At 68.2% G+C, this 16,716-nt stretch carries 18 protein-coding genes; 11 read left to right on the top strand and 7 right to left on the bottom strand.

Annotated elements, in window-relative coordinates:
* The first annotated feature begins 215 nt into the window (after positions 1-215).
* Genes ASE28_RS17945 through ASE28_RS17935 form a run of 3 tightly spaced genes read left to right on the top strand, consistent with a single transcriptional unit; the run spans position 216 to position 2,884 of the window.
* Entirely contained in the window at positions 216-1,085 is an 870-nt protein-coding gene (locus ASE28_RS17945; protein WP_057267840.1) for a hypothetical protein, read from the top strand.
* A 36-nt stretch (positions 1,086-1,121) separates the two neighbouring features.
* Positions 1,122-1,739 carry a sigma-70 family RNA polymerase sigma factor gene (locus ASE28_RS17940; protein ID WP_057267839.1) on the top strand — a complete coding sequence of 206 codons (618 nt, stop codon included), beginning with the start codon at positions 1,122-1,124 and terminating at the stop codon, positions 1,737-1,739.
* Entirely contained in the window at positions 1,736-2,884 is a 1,149-nt protein-coding gene (locus ASE28_RS17935; RefSeq protein WP_057267838.1) for an ankyrin repeat domain-containing protein, read from the top strand. The genes ASE28_RS17940 and ASE28_RS17935 overlap by 4 nt, the downstream gene beginning before the upstream one ends.
* A 43-nt stretch (positions 2,885-2,927) precedes the next feature.
* On the opposite strand, the gene ASE28_RS17930 is transcribed toward ASE28_RS17935, so the two are convergent.
* Positions 2,928-3,782 carry an SDR family oxidoreductase gene (locus ASE28_RS17930; RefSeq protein ID WP_057267837.1) on the bottom strand — a complete coding sequence of 285 codons (855 nt, stop codon included), beginning with the start codon at positions 3,780-3,782 and terminating at the stop codon, positions 2,928-2,930.
* Positions 3,783-3,872: 90 nt separating this feature from the next.
* Here ASE28_RS17930 and ASE28_RS17925 point away from each other — a divergent pair, with 90 nt between their 5' ends.
* From ASE28_RS17925 to ASE28_RS17915, 3 genes are read left to right on the top strand one after another with little or no spacing between them, the layout of a single operon-like run.
* On the top strand, positions 3,873-4,352 hold the full coding sequence (locus tag ASE28_RS17925) for a helix-turn-helix domain-containing protein (RefSeq protein ID WP_057267836.1): 480 nt from the start codon (positions 3,873-3,875) through the stop codon (positions 4,350-4,352).
* A gap of 47 nt (positions 4,353-4,399) precedes the next feature.
* Positions 4,400-4,900 carry a GNAT family N-acetyltransferase gene (locus ASE28_RS17920; protein ID WP_057267835.1) on the top strand — a complete coding sequence of 167 codons (501 nt, stop codon included), beginning with the start codon at positions 4,400-4,402 and terminating at the stop codon, positions 4,898-4,900.
* 38 nt (positions 4,901-4,938) lie between these two features.
* Positions 4,939-5,349 (top strand): SgcJ/EcaC family oxidoreductase, encoded by a 411-nt coding sequence (locus ASE28_RS17915; protein WP_057267834.1) that lies wholly within the window; start codon positions 4,939-4,941, stop codon positions 5,347-5,349.
* 11 nt (positions 5,350-5,360) lie between these two features.
* Here ASE28_RS17915 and ASE28_RS17910 read toward each other — a convergent pair whose 3' ends face one another.
* Positions 5,361-6,512: an NAD(P)/FAD-dependent oxidoreductase gene (locus ASE28_RS17910; RefSeq protein ID WP_057267833.1), complete on the bottom strand. Its 1,152-nt coding sequence runs from the start codon at positions 6,510-6,512 to the stop codon at positions 5,361-5,363.
* A gap of 77 nt (positions 6,513-6,589) precedes the next feature.
* Here ASE28_RS17910 and ASE28_RS17905 point away from each other — a divergent pair, with 77 nt between their 5' ends.
* From ASE28_RS17905 to ASE28_RS32125, 4 genes are read left to right on the top strand one after another with little or no spacing between them, the layout of a single operon-like run.
* The gene (locus ASE28_RS17905; RefSeq protein ID WP_157422020.1) at positions 6,590-7,009 is read left to right on the top strand and encodes a MarR family winged helix-turn-helix transcriptional regulator; all 420 of its coding nucleotides are present in this window, start codon (positions 6,590-6,592) and stop codon (positions 7,007-7,009) included.
* A 50-nt stretch (positions 7,010-7,059) separates the two neighbouring features.
* Positions 7,060-7,920, top strand: coding sequence for a HEAT repeat domain-containing protein (locus ASE28_RS17900; RefSeq protein WP_157422019.1), 861 nt, complete (start codon positions 7,060-7,062; stop codon positions 7,918-7,920).
* A gap of 28 nt (positions 7,921-7,948) precedes the next feature.
* Positions 7,949-8,200 (top strand): hypothetical protein, encoded by a 252-nt coding sequence (locus ASE28_RS17895; protein WP_057267830.1) that lies wholly within the window; start codon positions 7,949-7,951, stop codon positions 8,198-8,200.
* 19 nt (positions 8,201-8,219) lie between these two features.
* Positions 8,220-8,630, top strand: a complete 411-nt coding sequence (locus ASE28_RS32125; protein ID WP_162262259.1) for a hypothetical protein — start codon at positions 8,220-8,222, stop codon at positions 8,628-8,630.
* 22 nt (positions 8,631-8,652) lie between these two features.
* Here ASE28_RS32125 and ASE28_RS17885 read toward each other — a convergent pair whose 3' ends face one another.
* Genes ASE28_RS17885 through ASE28_RS17865 form a run of 5 tightly spaced genes read right to left on the bottom strand, consistent with a single transcriptional unit; the run spans position 8,653 to position 14,969 of the window.
* Positions 8,653-9,516 (bottom strand): oxaloacetate decarboxylase, encoded by an 864-nt coding sequence (locus ASE28_RS17885; RefSeq protein ID WP_057267828.1) that lies wholly within the window; start codon positions 9,514-9,516, stop codon positions 8,653-8,655.
* 35 nt (positions 9,517-9,551) lie between these two features.
* The gene (gene prpF / locus ASE28_RS17880; RefSeq protein WP_057203237.1) at positions 9,552-10,745 is read right to left on the bottom strand and encodes a 2-methylaconitate cis-trans isomerase PrpF; all 1,194 of its coding nucleotides are present in this window, start codon (positions 10,743-10,745) and stop codon (positions 9,552-9,554) included.
* A gap of 1 nt (position 10,746) precedes the next feature.
* Positions 10,747-13,350: a Fe/S-dependent 2-methylisocitrate dehydratase AcnD gene (acnD, locus tag ASE28_RS17875; protein WP_057203236.1), complete on the bottom strand. Its 2,604-nt coding sequence runs from the start codon at positions 13,348-13,350 to the stop codon at positions 10,747-10,749.
* 35 nt (positions 13,351-13,385) lie between these two features.
* A complete protein-coding gene (prpC, locus tag ASE28_RS17870; RefSeq protein WP_057203235.1) occupies positions 13,386-14,540 on the bottom strand; it encodes a 2-methylcitrate synthase in 1,155 nt (384 codons plus the stop codon).
* Between the two features lie 51 nt (positions 14,541-14,591).
* A complete protein-coding gene (locus ASE28_RS17865) occupies positions 14,592-14,969 on the bottom strand; it encodes an acyl-CoA thioesterase (RefSeq protein ID WP_235516155.1) in 378 nt (125 codons plus the stop codon).
* Between the two features lie 118 nt (positions 14,970-15,087).
* On the opposite strand from ASE28_RS17865, the gene ASE28_RS17860 reads away from it, so the two are divergent.
* Positions 15,088-16,542, top strand: coding sequence for a short-chain fatty acyl-CoA regulator family protein (locus ASE28_RS17860; protein ID WP_057267827.1), 1,455 nt, complete (start codon positions 15,088-15,090; stop codon positions 16,540-16,542).
* The last annotated feature ends 174 nt before the right edge of the window (positions 16,543-16,716 follow it).

Raw genomic sequence — 16,716 nt, 5'->3', positions numbered from 1 at the left:
TCAGGCTCTTATAGCCCCAATCCCCCTCAGTCTCCAAAGGACTGGGGGGTTTTGCGTTTGGGCCGGCGAAATGCGTCCGACGTTCCGGCCGATTCCTGAGGTCCGCCTCGCCCGGAAGCCCTGGCCCTACTATTTTTCATTTTTTTGGGTGGCGCTTAACCCCGTTCATCCCCGCCGTTCGTTTCACTCAGCACCAACACTTTGATGGAGCTGCCATGAAATCCGGTTCATTCATCCTTCCCGCTCTGGCTGCAATGCTGGCGCTGGCCAGCCTGCCGGCCCAGGCCATTGGCCGCCTGGCCGATATCACCATCGTCGATCGCGAAACCGGCGCCACGTTGCCGGTGCATTACGCCAAAGGCGAATACTGGGTGGCCGGCCGCCCTGGCGCGCGCTATGCCGTCACGGTACACAACCGCCTGGGCGAGCGGGTGCTGGCTGTGCCCTCGGTGGACGGCGTGAATGTGCTCAGTGGCGAGACCGCCGCCTGGGACCAGCGCGGTTATGTGTTCTCTCCCTACGAGCGCTACCAGATCACCGGCTGGCGCAAGAGCAGCAGCGAGATCGCCGCCTTTGAGTTCTCCAGCGCAGGCAACTCCTATGCCGGCCGCACCGGCCGGCCGGCCAACGTGGGCGTGATCGGCGTGGCGCTGTTTCGCGAGCAGCCGCCCTTGCCCGCGCCACCCGTGGTACAGGAGCCCTTGGGCCAGCGCCGCGACAGCAGCAGCGACAACAGGCTCGGGCGCCTGCGCGAGGAGCCAGCGTCGCCCGCCGCCGCAGCTCCCACCCCCGCCTCGGAAGCCGAGTCCTCCGCGCGCTCGCAGTCGGCGGGCAGCCTGGCGAAGGCGGCGCCTGCACCATCGCCCAAACTGGGCACGGCACATGGCCAGCGCGAGACCTCCGTCGTCACGCAGACCACCTTCACGCGGCTGCAGGAGCAGCCCAATGAAGTCATCAGCATCCGCTACGACAGCCGCGAGAACCTGGTCGCCAGCGGCGTGATCCGCGAGCAGCCGGTGCGGCCACCGGTACCCCGCGCGTTTCCGCAGTCGGACAACGTGTCCTATGTGCCGGACCCGAAGTGATGCGGCCTAGCGGAGCGTGGCAGACTTCGCCGGTGGATGAGGGCCCCGCATAATGCACAGGTGCCGGCCCTCCCATCACCCGACGACACCAACGACACCGACGAGGCGCTGATGCTGCGCTATGCCGGGGGTGAGCTGGGCGCGTTCGACACGCTCTACAGCCGGCACGAGCTGGCGGTATGGCGGTTTGTGTTTCGCAGCGTGAAGGTCCAGGCGGTGGCCGACGACCTGCTGCAGGACGTCTGGTTTGCCGTGGCGCGCAATGCCGGCAGTTATGAGGTCAAGGCGAAATTCAGGACCTGGCTGTTCACCCTGGCACACAACCGGCTGGTGGACCACCTGCGCACCGCCAAGCACCACGCCAGCCTGGACGCGAGCGACGATGACGAGTGCAGCCTGGTGAACACCCTGGCGGCAGACTCCGGGTTCGGCCCGGTTCGGCAATTGCAGTCGCGCGAGCAGGCGGCGGCGCTGATCGCGGCGGTGGAGCAGCTGCCGTTCGAGCAGCGGCAGGCCTTTCTTCTGCAGGCCGAAGGTGACCTCGGCGTGCAGGAGATTGCACAGGCCACTGGCGTCAGTTTTGAAACCGCCAAGAGCCGCCTGCGCTATGCGCGGGCCAGCCTTCGCCAACAGCTACAGGAGTTTGCACCATGAGCGCGCGGGACGACGAGCTGACCCAGCGGTACCGCGAAGCCAGCGAACAGGAAGATGCCCGCCCCGGTGCCCATGTCCGCGCTGCCGTGCGTGCACATGCCCAGATGCTGGCGGCAGCCCCGTTGCCCACTGCGCCCGCCGCCCCCAGCCCGGTTGCCGCCAACCAGTCGCACTGGAAGATCACGGCCCTGGCCACCGTGGCCGTGGTGGGCCTGACCGGCTTGCTGCTGCTGCAGTTCCAGCGCGGGACGCCCGAAGAACAGGAAATCGCCTACGGCCAGCGCCGTGCCGAGACGCCTGCGCGCGTGCAGCGGCCGTCTGCCGTACTCCCTGCACCTGCTCCTGCAGCGGCGCCAGAAGCGCCTTCGGCAGCACCTGCGGTACCGCAAGGCCGTGCCCGTGACGAGGCCAGTCCATCTGCGAGGTCTGCGGCGCAAATACCTGCTGCACCGGCGCTGAGCCAAGCCGGGCCGCTGGCCAAGACGGCACCCGCACCGGCCATCCAGGAGGCCGAATCCCCAACGGCTGCGGGCGCGGCCGGCGCGGTGTCGGGCTTCCCCGCATCGCCGCCTCTCACGGCCGACCGCTCGTCGGTGTCTGGATCTGCGCCGCCAGTGGCGCCTTCCGCTCCCTCCGCTCCACGCGGTGAAATGCGCGAGCGCCTGGCCGTCCAGGATGCCCCGGCTGCCGGGGTAGCGGTGCCGCCACCCCCAGCGGCAGCCCCTGCCGCTGCAGCCGAAACTTCCCGCTCCGCCGCACCGGTTCAGGCACTGCCTGCCCCGACAGCGGTCCCCAGGCGGCAGGACAGCAGCGCGGCGGGCAACAGCCTGGCTGCGGCCGCGCCCCGTGCCGACAGCGGGGGCAGTGCCTCGTTGCCCGATGACTTGCGGGAGGCGGCCCGCACGGGCCACGCGCTGCAGGTGGAAAGCCTCATCCGCCAGGGGGCGCCCATCGACGCCCGCGACAACGCTGGCAAAACCGCACTTATGCTGGCGGCCATGGGCGGCCAAACCACCACGGTCCAGAAACTCCTGGCCCTGGGCGCCAACCCGGCCCTGGTGGACCGCGAAGGCCTGGGCGCCGCGCAGCACGCCAGGCGACTGGGTTACACGCGCATCGCCGAGCTCATCGAAGCCACCCCATGAGGCAGTGGGCGTGGGGCGCCTGCGGGCGCCTCACCCCTTGCCATCAGCCCTTCAAGGCCGCTGCCACCGTGGTCGCCAGCGGCGTCGTGGCCCTGCCGATCAGCTGGCTCAGCTGGTGGCCATCGTCGAACAGCGCACCCTTGGCCGCTGCGGCGTCCGAATCGGCGAGCAGTGCGGCAAAGCCTGCCGGCAAGCCCACCTGCACCAGTGCCGCCTGGTAGTCGGCCTCGGGCAGGTCCTTGTAAACCACGGTCTTGCCCGACTGGCGTGCGATCTCTGCAGCCAGGTCCGCCAGGGTGTAGGCACTGTCGCCCGCCAGTTCGTACACGCGGCCGGCGTGGCCATCGGTGGCCAACACCACGGCTGCGGCTTCGGCATAGTCCACGCGCGCCGCCGAGGCGATGCGGCCGTTGCCCGCGCTGCCCAGCACAGCGCCATGGGCAAGGGCGGCCGGCACGCTGGCCGTGTAGTTCTCGGTGTACCAGCCATTGCGCAGCAGCACCACCGGCAGGCCCGAGGCGCGCAGCAAGGCTTCGGTCTCCACGTGCTCCGCAGCCAGGCCCAGCAGGGAGCTGTTGGCACGCAGCACGCTGGTATAGGCCAGCAGTTGCACCTGGGCACGCTTTGCCGCGTCGATCACCGCCTTGTGCTGCGCCGTGCGCTGGCCCACTACGCTCGATGAGATCAGCAGCAGCTTGTCCACGCCCTGGAAGGCTGCATCCAGCGTGTCGGGCTGCCCATAGTCCGCCTTGCGCACCTGCACGCCCAGGGCAGCGAGGTCCTGGGCTTTTTCGGGGCTGCGCACAGCCGCGACGATCTGGGCGGCAGGGATGCTCTTGAGCAGGGACTGGATGACGAGGCGGCCGAGCTGGCCGGTGGCTCCGGTGATGGCGATCATGGTGAAAAACCTTGGTTGAAAAAGACAGAAAAGGCAGAATAGCGGTCAAGCTAACTTTTTGTAAGTACGCACATAAAGGTAAGTACCCCTATGTCTGCAAACCCTTCACCACCCCCCACCAACGCGGTATCCCCTGACGGAATTGCCGAGCGGCTGCAGCGCGGCCAGCTGTTCGCGCCCGATTGCCCATCACGCGCGGTGCTTCAGCATGTGACCAGCCGCTGGGGCGTGCTCGTGCTGGTGGCCCTGCTCGCGGGCACACACCGCTTCAGCGATCTGCGCCGCAAGGTAGGCGGCGTGAGCGAGAAGATGCTCGCCCAGACCCTGCAGTGGCTGGAGCACGATGGCTTTGTGCTGCGCGTGTCCCACCCGGTGGTGCCGCCCCATGTCGAATACAGCCTGACGCCCATGGGCACCGAAGTGGCACGCCAGGTCGAAGGGCTGGTGGACTGGATCGAGGGCAACCTGCACCGCATCATGGACAAGCACCGGGCGGATGCGGCAGGCGCTGGCGCTGCCGTGCAGCCTGTCGATCTGGGTGCGGGATGGGTGTTCTCCGCAGGCCGGTAGACTGCGGTGGCTCGGGGCATGGGCCCCGCTGACTGGAGATCTGCGGGATGAACCTGTCCATCGAACCGGTGGCACCAGCGCATTTCGAGGGCCTGTGGCGCGCCCTCGACACGGTCGCGCGCGAGAAGCGCTTCCTGGCCTTTACCGAGGCACCGCCCTGGGAGTCCTCGCGCGCCTTTTATGAGTACATCATCGCCAACGACCAGTGCCAGGTGGTGGCCGTGGCCGACGGCCAGGTCGTGGGCTGGTGCGACGTCCTGCCCGGCATGGGGCAGACGCGGATGCATGTGGGCACCCTGGGCATAGGGCTCATCCCCGCCGCGCGGCACCGGGGCATCGGGGCGCAACTGATGCGCGCCGCCATCGACGGCGCCTGGGCCCGGGGCTTGACGCGCATCGAGCTGAGCGTGCGTGCCGACAACACCAATGCCAGGGCCCTGTACGAGCGTTTGGGCTTTGAGCTGGAGGGCATTCGCCGCCGTTCGGTGCGCGTGGATGGTGACTACCATGACAGCCATGCCATGGCGCTGCTGCGCGAGGGCGCGTAGCGGACGTTGGCCCGACAGACACCTTTGCGGGAGCAGCCATGCACTCTGACGATGAAGCACAGATCCGGGCACTGATCGAAACCTGGATGGTGGCGACCCGTGCCGGTGACGTGGAGGCCGTGATGGGCCTGATGACCGACGACGTGGTCTTTCTCATGCCCGGCAGGCCAGCCATGTCCAGGGCCGATTCCGAGGCCGCCGCCCGGCTGCGGGCCGGCGGTGCCGGCCCCCAGGTGGACGGCACCAGCGACATCCAGGAGGTGCAGGTGGCCGGCGAGTGGGCGTTTGCCAGGTCGCAACTGAGCGTGACCGTCACCCCACCCGGCGGTGCTGCGCCGCCCACCGTGCGCTCGGGCCCGGTGCTCACCGTGTTCCGCAAGGAACGGGGCCGCTGGCTGCTGGCGCGGGATGCGAACATGCTGGCGGTGCAGGCGCCGCCCCCCACCTGATCCTGCCTGTCTCAGGCGGCCTGCGCCTCGTGCATCCGCATGTGGCCAAGGGTCAGGGCCAGGCTGTCGTGCGACAACTCGGTGGCAGCGGCCTCGGCGGAGCCGGCGGCTGCCTGCACCACGCGCTCGAACATGTGCTGCTCGTAGTCCTTCACCGCCCGGGCCCAGCCCACCTGCTCGATCAGGCGCATGGCCAGGTCGCTGGCGTCCAGCATGGCCGCATTCACCCCCTCGCCGCCAAAGGGCGACATCAGGTGGGCGGCGTCGCCCAGCAGGGTCAGGCCCTGGCGGTGCTGCCAGCGGTGGCCGACGGGCAGGGCGTGGATGTGGCGGGCGACGAAATGGTCGGTGCTGGCGCGAAACAGGTCGGTGATGCCCTCGGCGTGGTCCGCAAACTCGGCCAGCAACCCCTCGCGCACGGCTGCGGGCAATGCGAAGTCGAAGCGTTTGTGCGCCCAGTCGGTCGGCACCCTGAAGATGGCATAGCCACGCACATGGGCGTTGCCGTTGCGCTGGGCGATGATCTCCTTGCCGCCACCGCACACCTGCAGCTTGCCGCGGCCCACCAGGCGCGAGAGGGCCGGGTGCCGGGCATCGATGTCGTCAATGCCGAACTCGATGAACGTGAGCCCACTGTACTGCGGCTGGTAGGCCGACAGCAGGGGCCGCACGCGCGACCATGCGCCGTCTGCACCGACCACCAGGTCGAATGGCCCGGCCTCGCCATCGTCCCCATCGGCCAGCACCAGCTTCCAGGTGCCCTGGCCTGCATCTGCCACCTGCACCAGTTCACTGCACCAGCGCACGCAGCCGGCCGGCAGGGCATCGAGCAGCATGCTGCGCAAGGCGGTGCGGTCCACCTCGGGCCGGTTGCCGCTGCTGGCATCTGCCGATTCGAACAGCACCTGGCCTGCCCGGTCCAGCAGGCGTGAGCCCTGGTCGTCGTAGCGCGCAATGCGCTGGAAGGGCTCCAGCAGCCGGGCGCGCTCCAGCGCCAGCAGGCCTGAGCCTTCGTGCAGGTCCAGCGTGCCGCCCTGGGGCCGCACCAGCGGCCTGGCTTCGCGTTCGAACACGGTGCTGGCCATGCCGGCCAGGTGCAGTGTGCGGGCCAGCGTGAGCCCTGCGGGGCCGGCGCCGATGATGGCAATGCGGGGATAGGTCATGTGCGCCAATCAAATTAAATAGGATCCTATTTATATTAAGATAGGTACCTATGCAAAGTCAAGCAAGCTCCGTCACGATGAATCCCCTGAAGATGATCGGCCACGTGGCGCGCGGCTTCACGCGCCTGGGTGACGCCCGGCTGCGCGACCTGGGCCTGGCCATGGGCCAGTTGCCCGTGCTTGTCTCGCTCAAGGACGGCGCAACGCGCTCGCAGGCCGAGCTGGCGCAGATCGCCCAGGTCGAGCAGCCCAGCATGGCCCAGTTGCTGGCGCGCATGGAGCGCGACGGCCTGGTCCAGCGCACGCCCGATCCGGCCGACGGCCGCAGCCGGCTGGTATCGCTGACGCCCGCGGCCCGGCGCAAGCTACCCCAGGGCAAGGCCCTGCTCGATGCGCAGGTGGACGAGGCGCTGGCCGGCTTTACGCCGCAGGAGGTGGAGCAGTTGGGCGCGATGCTGGTGCGCATCGGCGGCAATCTGGAGCGCATGGAAGCGTAGCCGCGCGCAAGCGGGGCGATGGGTCGGCCGCTGGGGCTAACATCGTGTTCATGAAAAGGCCATCCCGGAACCTGAACCGGCAGCGGACCCCGCAGCAACTGGTGCGCAGTGCACTGCGTGCCTGGGACACTGACCGGGGCTGGAGTGCCGTCGTCGAAATGCAGGTGCGCGCTTCTCTGCTGCTTCTGGACCTGGTGCGCTCACTTTGTGCGAGCCGCAGTTGGAGGCGCAGGGCCCTGGGCTTGCATGTCGCGTCACAGTTGCAGCGGCGCAGGCGTTCAGGCATGGGCGGAGCGATGGAATACGCCCTGGATGCCAGGCAGGCGCTGCTGCTGGCAGGCCTGATGGATTCGCACTCCGGCGTAGTCTGTGCCGCAGTGTCGGGTCTCGGGCATCGACCACATCCAGATGCTCTGGAGACCCTGGTGGTGTTGGCGAGGCATGCCGACAGTGCAATGCGTTGGAATGTCGCCGTATCGCTGGGTTGCTACCAGGATCCGGCCGCCATCGGCGCGTTGATCCAGCTGGCAACCGACGTGGACTCGGACGTGCGCGATTGGGCCACCTTCGGCCTTGGCACCTTGCAGAACGCCGACACGCCGGGCCTGCGCGAGGTCCTGTGGCGCAATCTGAATGATGAAGACGAGGACGTCCGGGGTGAGGCCCTGGTGGGCCTGGCGGCACGGCAAGACCTGAGGGTGATAGACCACCTCTTGGCGCAACTGGGGCCCGAATGCCGGGTTTATCAGCTGGATGCGGCAGAGCAGTTGGCAAGCCCCTTGCTGCTGCCCGCACTCCAGGCCCTTGCGGATGGTTTGCAGGGCAGCGAGCGGGAGGGCTATTGGTTCGGATGTCTGCAGTCCGCCGTGGAGGCCTGCTCGCCGGCCTTGGCGCCGGATTCATTGGGTTGATGCAAGGGCAATGATTTAGCATGCTTCCATGAAGCTTCACGGATACCCAAAGGAAGGCCCGCAGGATATCGGTGCGTCCGCTGAATTGGCAGAGGTGACATTGGAGGCCAGCCCGCAGGAGTTGCGCGATATCGCCGCATTCTTCCTGTCGGCTGCAGATGAAATGGACCGAATGGGCGCGGCCTATGACCATTTGCACCTGGGAGATGCCATGCCCGAATTCAGAACCTCGCCGCATTTGACGGTGTTTCGATGGGTCTCGGAAAATGATGGGTGTTGAGCCCAAGACTCTCGCGACAGTGCACTACCTGCACCTTTTACCGGGTGGTCAACTGCCGCTGGTCTCCAACTTCTTACCAAGCCGGGTGGTGGTGATTGCCGAGGTGGATGTGGCTCCCGCTTGGCGGGCGCTTGCAAGCTCCTGGCTCGTGCGTTCAGGTTGCCTTTGCATGCCGGCCTGGGGCGAGCGTTGCGACCTGTGGGATGACGTGGTGGACTGGACCTTGCTGGAAGAATTCGAGTTTGGGGATATTCCGGAAGACCGATTCGTCATGACGTCCTGGCACGAAAATCAAACGCTCGACGAGGTTTTTGCCTACTGCAAGCAGTTGGTGCTTTTTGATTCCGTGCCGTTGGCTCAAACGGTGCTCCTGCACATTGCAAGGCAGCCCGCAGAGCAACGGATCATGGACGCTTACGTGCAGGCCTGAGGCTTGTCTGCGGTCTCCCCGATCACCGGTACGTCTGCTCCAGCGCATCCCACTCGCTCTTCTTCACCAGCCGCTGCCGCTCCGCAAACGGTGCCACCAGGGCCGGGTCCTCGTCGATGCGCTTCGTGTCGCGCAGCACCGTCAGCGCCTTCTGCATGCCGGCCACCGCGCCCTGCAGCGCGGCATTGGCATACAGCACGATGCCATAGCCCAGGTCGGCCAGTTCCTCGGCGCTGAAGATGGGCGTTTTGCCGCCGATCACCATGTTCATGAGCTGGGGCTTGCTGGCCAGGCGCCGGGGCAGGGCGCGGATCTCTTCGGCCGTGGTCACGGCCTCTACGAACAAAATGTCGGCGCCGGCCTCGCCGAAGCGCTGGGCACGCTCCACGGCGGCTTCGAAGCCCTGGGTGGCGCAGGCGTCGGTGCGGGCCAGGATGAGGGTGTCGGGGTCGCGGCGGGCATCCACGGCCGCACGGATCTTGCCCAGCATCTCGTCGGTACTGATCACCTCCTTGCCGTTGAAATGCCCGCAGCGCTTGGGGCTGACCTGGTCTTCGAGCTGGATGCAGTCGGCGCCCGCGCGCTCCAGCGTGCGCACCGCGTGGTAGGTGTTGAGCGCGTTGCCGAAGCCGGTGTCAGCGTCCACGATCAGCGGCAGCTCCACCGCGTCGCGGATGCGCGCCGTGTGGTCGGCAATGTCGGTCAGGCCCATGAAGGCTTGGTCCGGCAGGCCGAACCACATATTCGTCACCCCGGCGCCGGTGACGTAGAGGGCTTCGAAGCCCAGGTCGGCCACCACGCGGGCCGACAGGGCGTTGAAGGCGCCGGGAACGAGGATGCCGAGGCGCGATTCGGCCAGGGCTTTGAGGGTCTTGCGGGTGGACATGGATGGATGGGAGTCAGGTTGTTCTGCGAAGGGCGTCAGAAGGCGTCGCCAGGGACATGCACCCAGCCGCTCATGAGCACGCGGGCGCTGCGGCCCATCAGGGCCTTGGTCACCGTCCACTCGCCGTTGGATTGCCGGGTGGCTTCGGCGCCCACGCGCAGCGTGCCCGAGGGGTGGCCAAAGCGCACGGCGCTGCGCTGCCCGCCACCGGCGGCCCGATTCACCAGCGTGCCGGGGACGGCCGCAGCGGTGGCGATGGCCACGGCCGCCGTGCCCATCATGGCGTGGTGCAGCTTGCCCATGGACAGGGCGCGCACCAGCAGGTCCACATCGGCGGCGGCCACGGCCTTGCCGCTCGATGCGGTGTAGCCGGCCGGCGGCGCGACGAAGGCCACCTTGGGCGTGTGCTGGCGCCGGGCGGCGTCGTCCACCGTGGCGATCAGCCCCATGCGCACGGCGCCGTGGGCGCGGATGGCCTCGAAGCGCGCGAGCGCGGCGGGGTCGCTGTTGATCGCATCCTGCAGCTCGGTGCCGGTGCAGCCAATGTCGGCGGCATGGACGAAGATGGTGGGGATGCCGGCGTTGATCAGGGTGGCGCGCATCGTGCCCACGCCCGGCACGGCGAGCTCGTCCACCACATTGCCGGTGGGGAACATGGCGCCGCCCGCACCGTCCTCGTTGGCCGCCGGGTCCATGAATTCGAGCTGCACCTCGGCTGCGGGGAAGGCGACGCCATCGAGCTCGAAATCGCCGGTCTCCTGCACGGCCCCGCCGGTGATGGGCACGTGGGCGACGATGGTCTTGCCGATGTTGGCCTGCCAGATGCGCACCGTGGCGATGCCGTTGTGCGGCACACGGGCGGCATCCACCAGGCCGTTGGCGATGGCGAACGGCCCCACGGCGGCCGACAGGTTGCCGCAGTTGCCGCTCCAGTCGACAAAGGCCGAGTCGATGGCCACCTGGCCGAAGAGGTAGTCCACGTCGTGGCCGGGCCGGGTTGTGGGTGCGAGGATCACCACCTTGCTGGTGCTCGACGTGGCGCCGCCCATGCCGTCGGTCTGCTTGCCATAGGGGTCGGGGCTGCCGGCCACGCGCAGCAGCAGGGCGTCGCGTGCGGTGCCCGGTGCCTGGGCTGCGGCAGGCAGGTCTTGCAGGCGAAAGAACACGCCCTTGCTGGTGCCGCCGCGCATATAGGTGGCGGGGATCTTGATCTGGGGTGGGTGGGGCATGTCAGGCAACCGGTGGCTGGGAGGTGGAAGCAAGAAAGTCTTGTGCAAACCGCTGCAGCACGCCGCCGGCCTCGTAGATCGAGGCTTCCTCGGCGGTGTCCAGGCGGCAGGTCATCGGCACATCGATGCGCTCGCCGCCCTTGCGCCGCACCACCAGCACGAGGTTGGCGCGCGGGCGGCGTTCGCCCACCACATCGTACGTCTCCGTGCCATCGAGGCCGAGGGTCAGGCGGTTGGTGCCGGGCTTGAACTCCAGCGGCAGCACGCCCATGCCGATCAGGTTGGTGCGGTGGATGCGCTCGAAGCCTTCGGCCGCGATTGCCTCCACCCCCGCCAGGCGCACGCCCTTGGCCGCCCAGTCGCGCGACGAGCCCTGGCCGTAGTCGGCCCCGGCGATGATGATCAGCGGCTGGCCGCGCTGCATGTAGGTCTCGATGCCCTCCCACATGCGCACCACCTGGCCCTCGGGCTCGATGCGGGTGAAGGATCCCTTCTTCACCCGGCCGTCCACCACAGCCATCTCGTTGACCAGCTGCGGGTTGGCAAAGGTCGCGCGCTGGGTCGTGAGGTGGTCGCCGCGGTGCGTGGCGTAGGAGTTGAAATCCTCCTCGGGCAGGCCCATGCGGTGCAGGTACTCGCCGGCGGCGCTGTCCATCAGGATGGCGTTGGAGGGCGAGAGATGGTCGGTGGTGATGTTGTCGGGCAGCACGGCCAGCGGGCGCATTCCCCGCAAGGTGCGCTCGCCGGCCAGGGCGCCTTCCCAGTAGGGCGGGCGGCGGATGTAGGTGCTCTGTGGCCGCCAGTCGTACAGCGGGCTCACGGGCTCGCCGCTGGCCGCCTGCAGGCGGAACATGGGCTCGTACACGCGGCGGAAGTGCTCGGGCTTGACGCTTTGCGCCACGATGGCGTCGATCTCTTCGTCGCCGGGCCAGATGTCCTCGAGCGTGACGGGGCGGCCCTCGGCGTCCGTGCCGAGCACGTCCTTTTCGATGTCGAAGCGCACCGTGCCCGCGATCGCATAGGCCACCACCAGCGGCGGCGATGCGAGGAAAGCCTGTTTTGCATAGGGGTGGATGCGCCCGTCGAAATTGCGGTTGCCCGAGAGCACGGCCGTGGCGTACAGGTCGCGCTCGATGATCTCCTGCTGGATCGCCGGGGCCAGCGCGCCCGACATGCCGTTGCAGGTGGTGCAGGCAAAGGCCACGATGCCGAAGCCGAGTTGCTCCAGCTCGGCCAGCAGCCCGGCGTCCTCCAGGTACAGCTGCACGGCCTTGGAGCCGGGCGCCAGGGACGACTTGACCCAGGGCTTGCGCACCAGGCCCCGGGCATTGGCATTGCGCGCCAGCAAGCCGGCGGCGATCACGTTGCGCGGGTTGCTGGTGTTGGTGCAGCTGGTGATGGCAGCGATGATGACCGCGCCGTCGGGCATCTGGCCGGGCGGCTCGGTCCACGGCGCGGCAATGCCGCGTGCCGCCAGGTCGCTGGTGGGCAGGCGCTTGTGCGGGTTGGAGGGCCCGGCCATGCTGCGCACCACGCGGGACAGGTCGAACGACAGCACGCGCTCGTACTCGGCCGTGGCCAGGGCATCGGCCCACAGGCCGGTTGCCTTGGCATAGGTCTCTACCAGCCGCACCTGCTCCGCTTCACGGCCCGTGAGGCGCAGGTAGGCGATGGTCTGCTCGTCGATGTAGAACATCGCCGCCGTGGCGCCGAACTCGGGCGTCATGTTGGATATGGTGGCCCGGTCGCCCAGGGTCAGCGCCGAGGCGCCGGCGCCGAAGAACTCCAGGTAGGCGCCCACCACCTTCTGCTGGCGCAGGAACTCGGTGAGGGCCAGCACGGTGTCGGTGGCGGTGATGCCGGGCTGCGGCCGGCCGGTCAGTTCCACACCGATGATGTCGGGCAGGCGCATCCACGAGGCGCGGCCCAGCATCACGCTCTCGGCCTCGAGCCCGCCCACGCCGATGGCGATGACGCCGAGCGCATCCACGTGTGGGGTGTGGCTGTCGGTGCCCACCAGCGTGTCGGGGTAGGCCACGCCACCCTGGGCATGCACCACCGGCGACATCCGCTCCAGGTTGATCTGGTGCATGATGCCGTTGCCCGGCGGGATCACCTCGACGTTCTTGAACGCCTTCTTCGTCCACTCGATGAAGTGGAAGCGGTCCTCGTTGCGCCGGTCCTCGATGGCGCGGTTCTTGGCAAATGCCTCGGGGTCGTCGCCGCCAAACTCCACGGCCAGCGAATGGTCCACGATGAGCTGGGTGGGCACCACCGGGTTCACTTGGGCCGGGTCGCCACCTCTGTCGGCAATCGCATCGCGCAGGCCGGCCAGGTCCACCAGCGCCGTCTGGCCCAGGATGTCGTGGCACACCACGCGCGCCGGAAACCACGGAAAGTCCAGGTCGCGCCGGCGCTCGATCAGCTGGCGCAGCGATGCTTCCAGGGTGGCAGGGTCAGAGCGGCGCACCAGGTTCTCGGCATGCACGCGCGAGGTGTAGGGCAGGTGCGCCCAGGCGCCGGGCTCCAGGGCGTCGACCGCTTCGCGGGCGTCGAAATAGTCCAGCGCAGTGCCGGGCAGGTTCTTGCGGTAATTGGTGTTCATGGACGTGGGGTAGGGCGGTTCGCTTCCTGTGGAATCTACTTGCGCTCGTTGATGGGCACGAAGGCCAGGTCTTCGGGCCCGGTGTAGTGGGCGCTCGGGCGGATGATCTTGTTGTCGATGCGCTGCTCGATGATGTGCGCCGCCCAGCCGCTGGTGCGCGCAATGACGAACAGCGGTGTGAACATGGCCGTGGGCACGCCCATCATGTGGTAGCTCACGGCGCTGAACCAGTCGAGGTTGGGGAACATCTGCTTGGCCTCCCACATCACCGACTCAAGCCGCTCCGCGATGTCGAACATCTTGGTGCTGCCCGCGTCCTGCGACAGCTGGCGCGCCACGCGCTTGATGACCTCGTTGCGCGGGTCGCTCACGGTGTAGACCGGGTGGCCAAATCCGATCACCACCTCCTTGGCCTCCACGCGGCGGCGGATGTCGGCCTCGGCTTCGTCGGCGTTGTCGTAGCGCTTCTGGATCTCGAAGGCCACCTCGTTGGCGCCGCCATGCTTGGGCCCGCGCAGCGCGCCGATGGCGCCGGTGATGCACGAGTACATGTCGCTGCCTGTGCCGGCCACCACGCGCGCGGTGAAGGTGGAGGCGTTGAACTCATGCTCCGCATACAGGTTCAGCGAGGTGTGCATGGCGCGCTCCCACGCGGCCGATGGTTTCTTGCCATGCAGCAGGTGCAGGAAATGCGCGCCGATGGAGTCGTCGTCCGTCTCCACCCCGATGCGCTTGCCCTGGGTGGACCAGTGGTACCAGTACAGCAGCATGGAGCCGAGCGATGCCATCAGCCGGTCGGCGATGTCGCGTGCGCCGGGCGTGTGGTGCCCGTCCTTCTCGGGCAGCACGCAGCCCAGGGCCGATACGCCCGTGCGCATCACGTCCATGGGGTGGCTGCTGGCGGGCAGCTGCTCCAGCGCCTCCTTCACGTTGGCCGGCAGGCCGCGCAGGGCCTTCAGGCGCCCCTTGTAGGCGCGCAGCTCTGCCGTGGTGGGCAGCTTGCCGTGCACGAGCAGGTGGGCGATTTCCTCGAACTCGCAGACATCGGCGATGTCCAGGATGTCGTAGCCGCGGTAGTGCAGGTCGTTGCCCGTGCGGCCCACGGTGCACAACGCCGTGTTGCCAGCGGTCACGCCCGAGAGGGCGACGGATTTTTTGGGCTTGAAGCCGGTGGCGAGGGTGTCGCTCATGCTGGCAGTCTCCTGTTGTTGGATAGATCGGTAGGGAAAGATGGCAATGGGTCAGATGCGCCGAGGCCTGCCATCGCAGTCCACTGCCACCATCTCGAAGGCGCCGCGCAGCGCGGGCTGCTGGTGGCCGGTGTGCAGGTTCTCGGCGCTGCCGCTGACCTCCACGGTCATGGAGCTGTTGCCGGTGCGCACGACTTCTGCGGTCAGCCGCAGCGCCTGGCCCTGGGGCACGGGCGCCATGAACTGCACGTCGCTGCAGCGCGCCATCACCACGGCGCAGCGCGCATGGCGGCTGGCCGTGACGAAGGCCGCCTGGCCCATCAGCAGCAGGGCCTGGCCGCCGAACAGCGTGCCGTAGTGGTTGGTGCGGCCGGGAAACACCATTTCCGTGAAATGCATGGGCTGGTGCAGGGCGCTGGTTTGTTGCATGATTCGCAATGTACGCAAGCCCATATCCCACGTACAGGGCTGAATTGGCGAATGATTGCGAAGAAAAAATGGATGAATTGCGAATCTTGCGAATGAGTGGCTCAGAGATGGTCGCGCGATGAAGAAGACCTTCATGGGCGTGCGTCTGCGCCGCCTGCGCGAAGAGCGCGGCATGACTCAGATCGCATTGGCGCGCGCGCTCGACCTGTCGGCCAGCTACCTCAACCAGCTCGAGCAGAACCAGCGGCCGCTCACCGTGCCGGTGCTGCTCAAGATCAATGCCGTGTTCGGCGTGGACGTGCAGCGCTTTTCCGACGACGACGAGGCGCGCCTGATCACCGGCTTGCGCGAGGTGCTGGCGGACACGCCCTCCGAGCCGGGCATGGAAGGCCAGGCCGTGTCCCTGGCCGAGATCCGCGAACTGGCCTCGGGCATGCCTGCCGTGGCGCGCACCCTGCTGGCCCTGCACCAGCGCCACCGCCAGGCGCTGGAGCGGCTCGATGCCCTGGGCGCCCAGTGGGGCGACGGGCGCAGTGGAGCGCTGGCAAGCGCCAGCCATCAGCCCATGGCCTACGAGGAGGTGCGCGACTTCTTCTTTGCCCGCCACAACCACATCGCCGAGCTCGACGACGCGGCCGAGCGGCTGGCGGCCGACTGGGCGCTGCAGCCCGGCCGGGCCGACGAGGGGCTGGCGCGCCGCCTGCAGGCTGCCCATGGCGTGCATGTGGCCATGGCGGCAGAGCTGCCGGGCGGGGCGCAGCGCCACTATGACCCCGGCAGCGGGGTGCTGCAACTGGCCCGGGGGCTCGAAGCCGGGCAGCGCGCCTTCCAGATGGCAACGCAACTGGCCTTCCTGGAGATGGGCCCCGAACTGCGTCGCCTGGCCGACGGGGCTGGCCTGTCGGGCGACCAGGCGCGGGCACTGGCACGCATCGGCCTGGCCAACTACTTCGCGGGCGCCTTGCTGCTGCCCTACACCGCCTTCCTGCGCGCAGCCGAGGCGGTGCGCTACGACATCGACCGGCTGGGCCACCTGTTCGGCGTGGGCTTCGAGACGGTGTGCCACCGCCTGTCCACCCTGCAGCGGCCCAGCGCGCGCGGCGTGCCCTTCTTCTTCGTCCGCGTGGACCGGGCGGGCAACATTTCCAAGCGCCAGTCGGCCACGCATTTTCACTTCAGCAAGATCGGCGGCACCTGCCCGCTGTGGAACGTGTACGAGGCCTTTGCCCAGCCCGGGCGCATCGTGCCGCAACTGGCACGCATGCCCGACGGCCGGGCCTACCTGTGGGTGGCGCGCACCGTCACGCGCGGCGGTGGCGGGGCAGGGGGCTGGGGCGCGCCGGGCAAGGAGTTCTCGGTGGCTCTGGGCTGCGACGTGCGCCATGCCGCGCAGCTCGTGTACTCGCGCGGCCTGAACCTGGCCGACCCCGAGGCGGCCGTGCCCATCGGCATGGGCTGCAAGGTCTGCGAGCGCGAGGCCTGCCCGCAGCGCGCGTTTCCGCCCATCGGCCGGGCGCTGGATGTGAATGAGAATCGAAGCCGTTTTGCGCCCTACCCGGTGATCGGTGGGTGATCCTCGGGGGCGACAAAAAAACCCGCCCTTGGTGTTGCATAAACGGTACGGCAAAAACAGCGGCGTTGTTACAAGATGTGGACCCTTGCATGCCGGATGAGGGGCCGAATCCCGCTATCCTCAGGGGCTGTTGCGGCAGTGCCCTGGTACGCCGTGTGCAACCCTGTCTGGCTT

The sequence above is a fragment of the Acidovorax sp. Root219 genome (assembly GCF_001428665.1).
Classification (GTDB): Bacteria; Pseudomonadota; Gammaproteobacteria; order Burkholderiales; family Burkholderiaceae_C; genus Acidovorax.
Note: the sequence above shows the minus strand (reverse complement) of the source record. Positions and strands in the feature narration are given on the sequence as shown.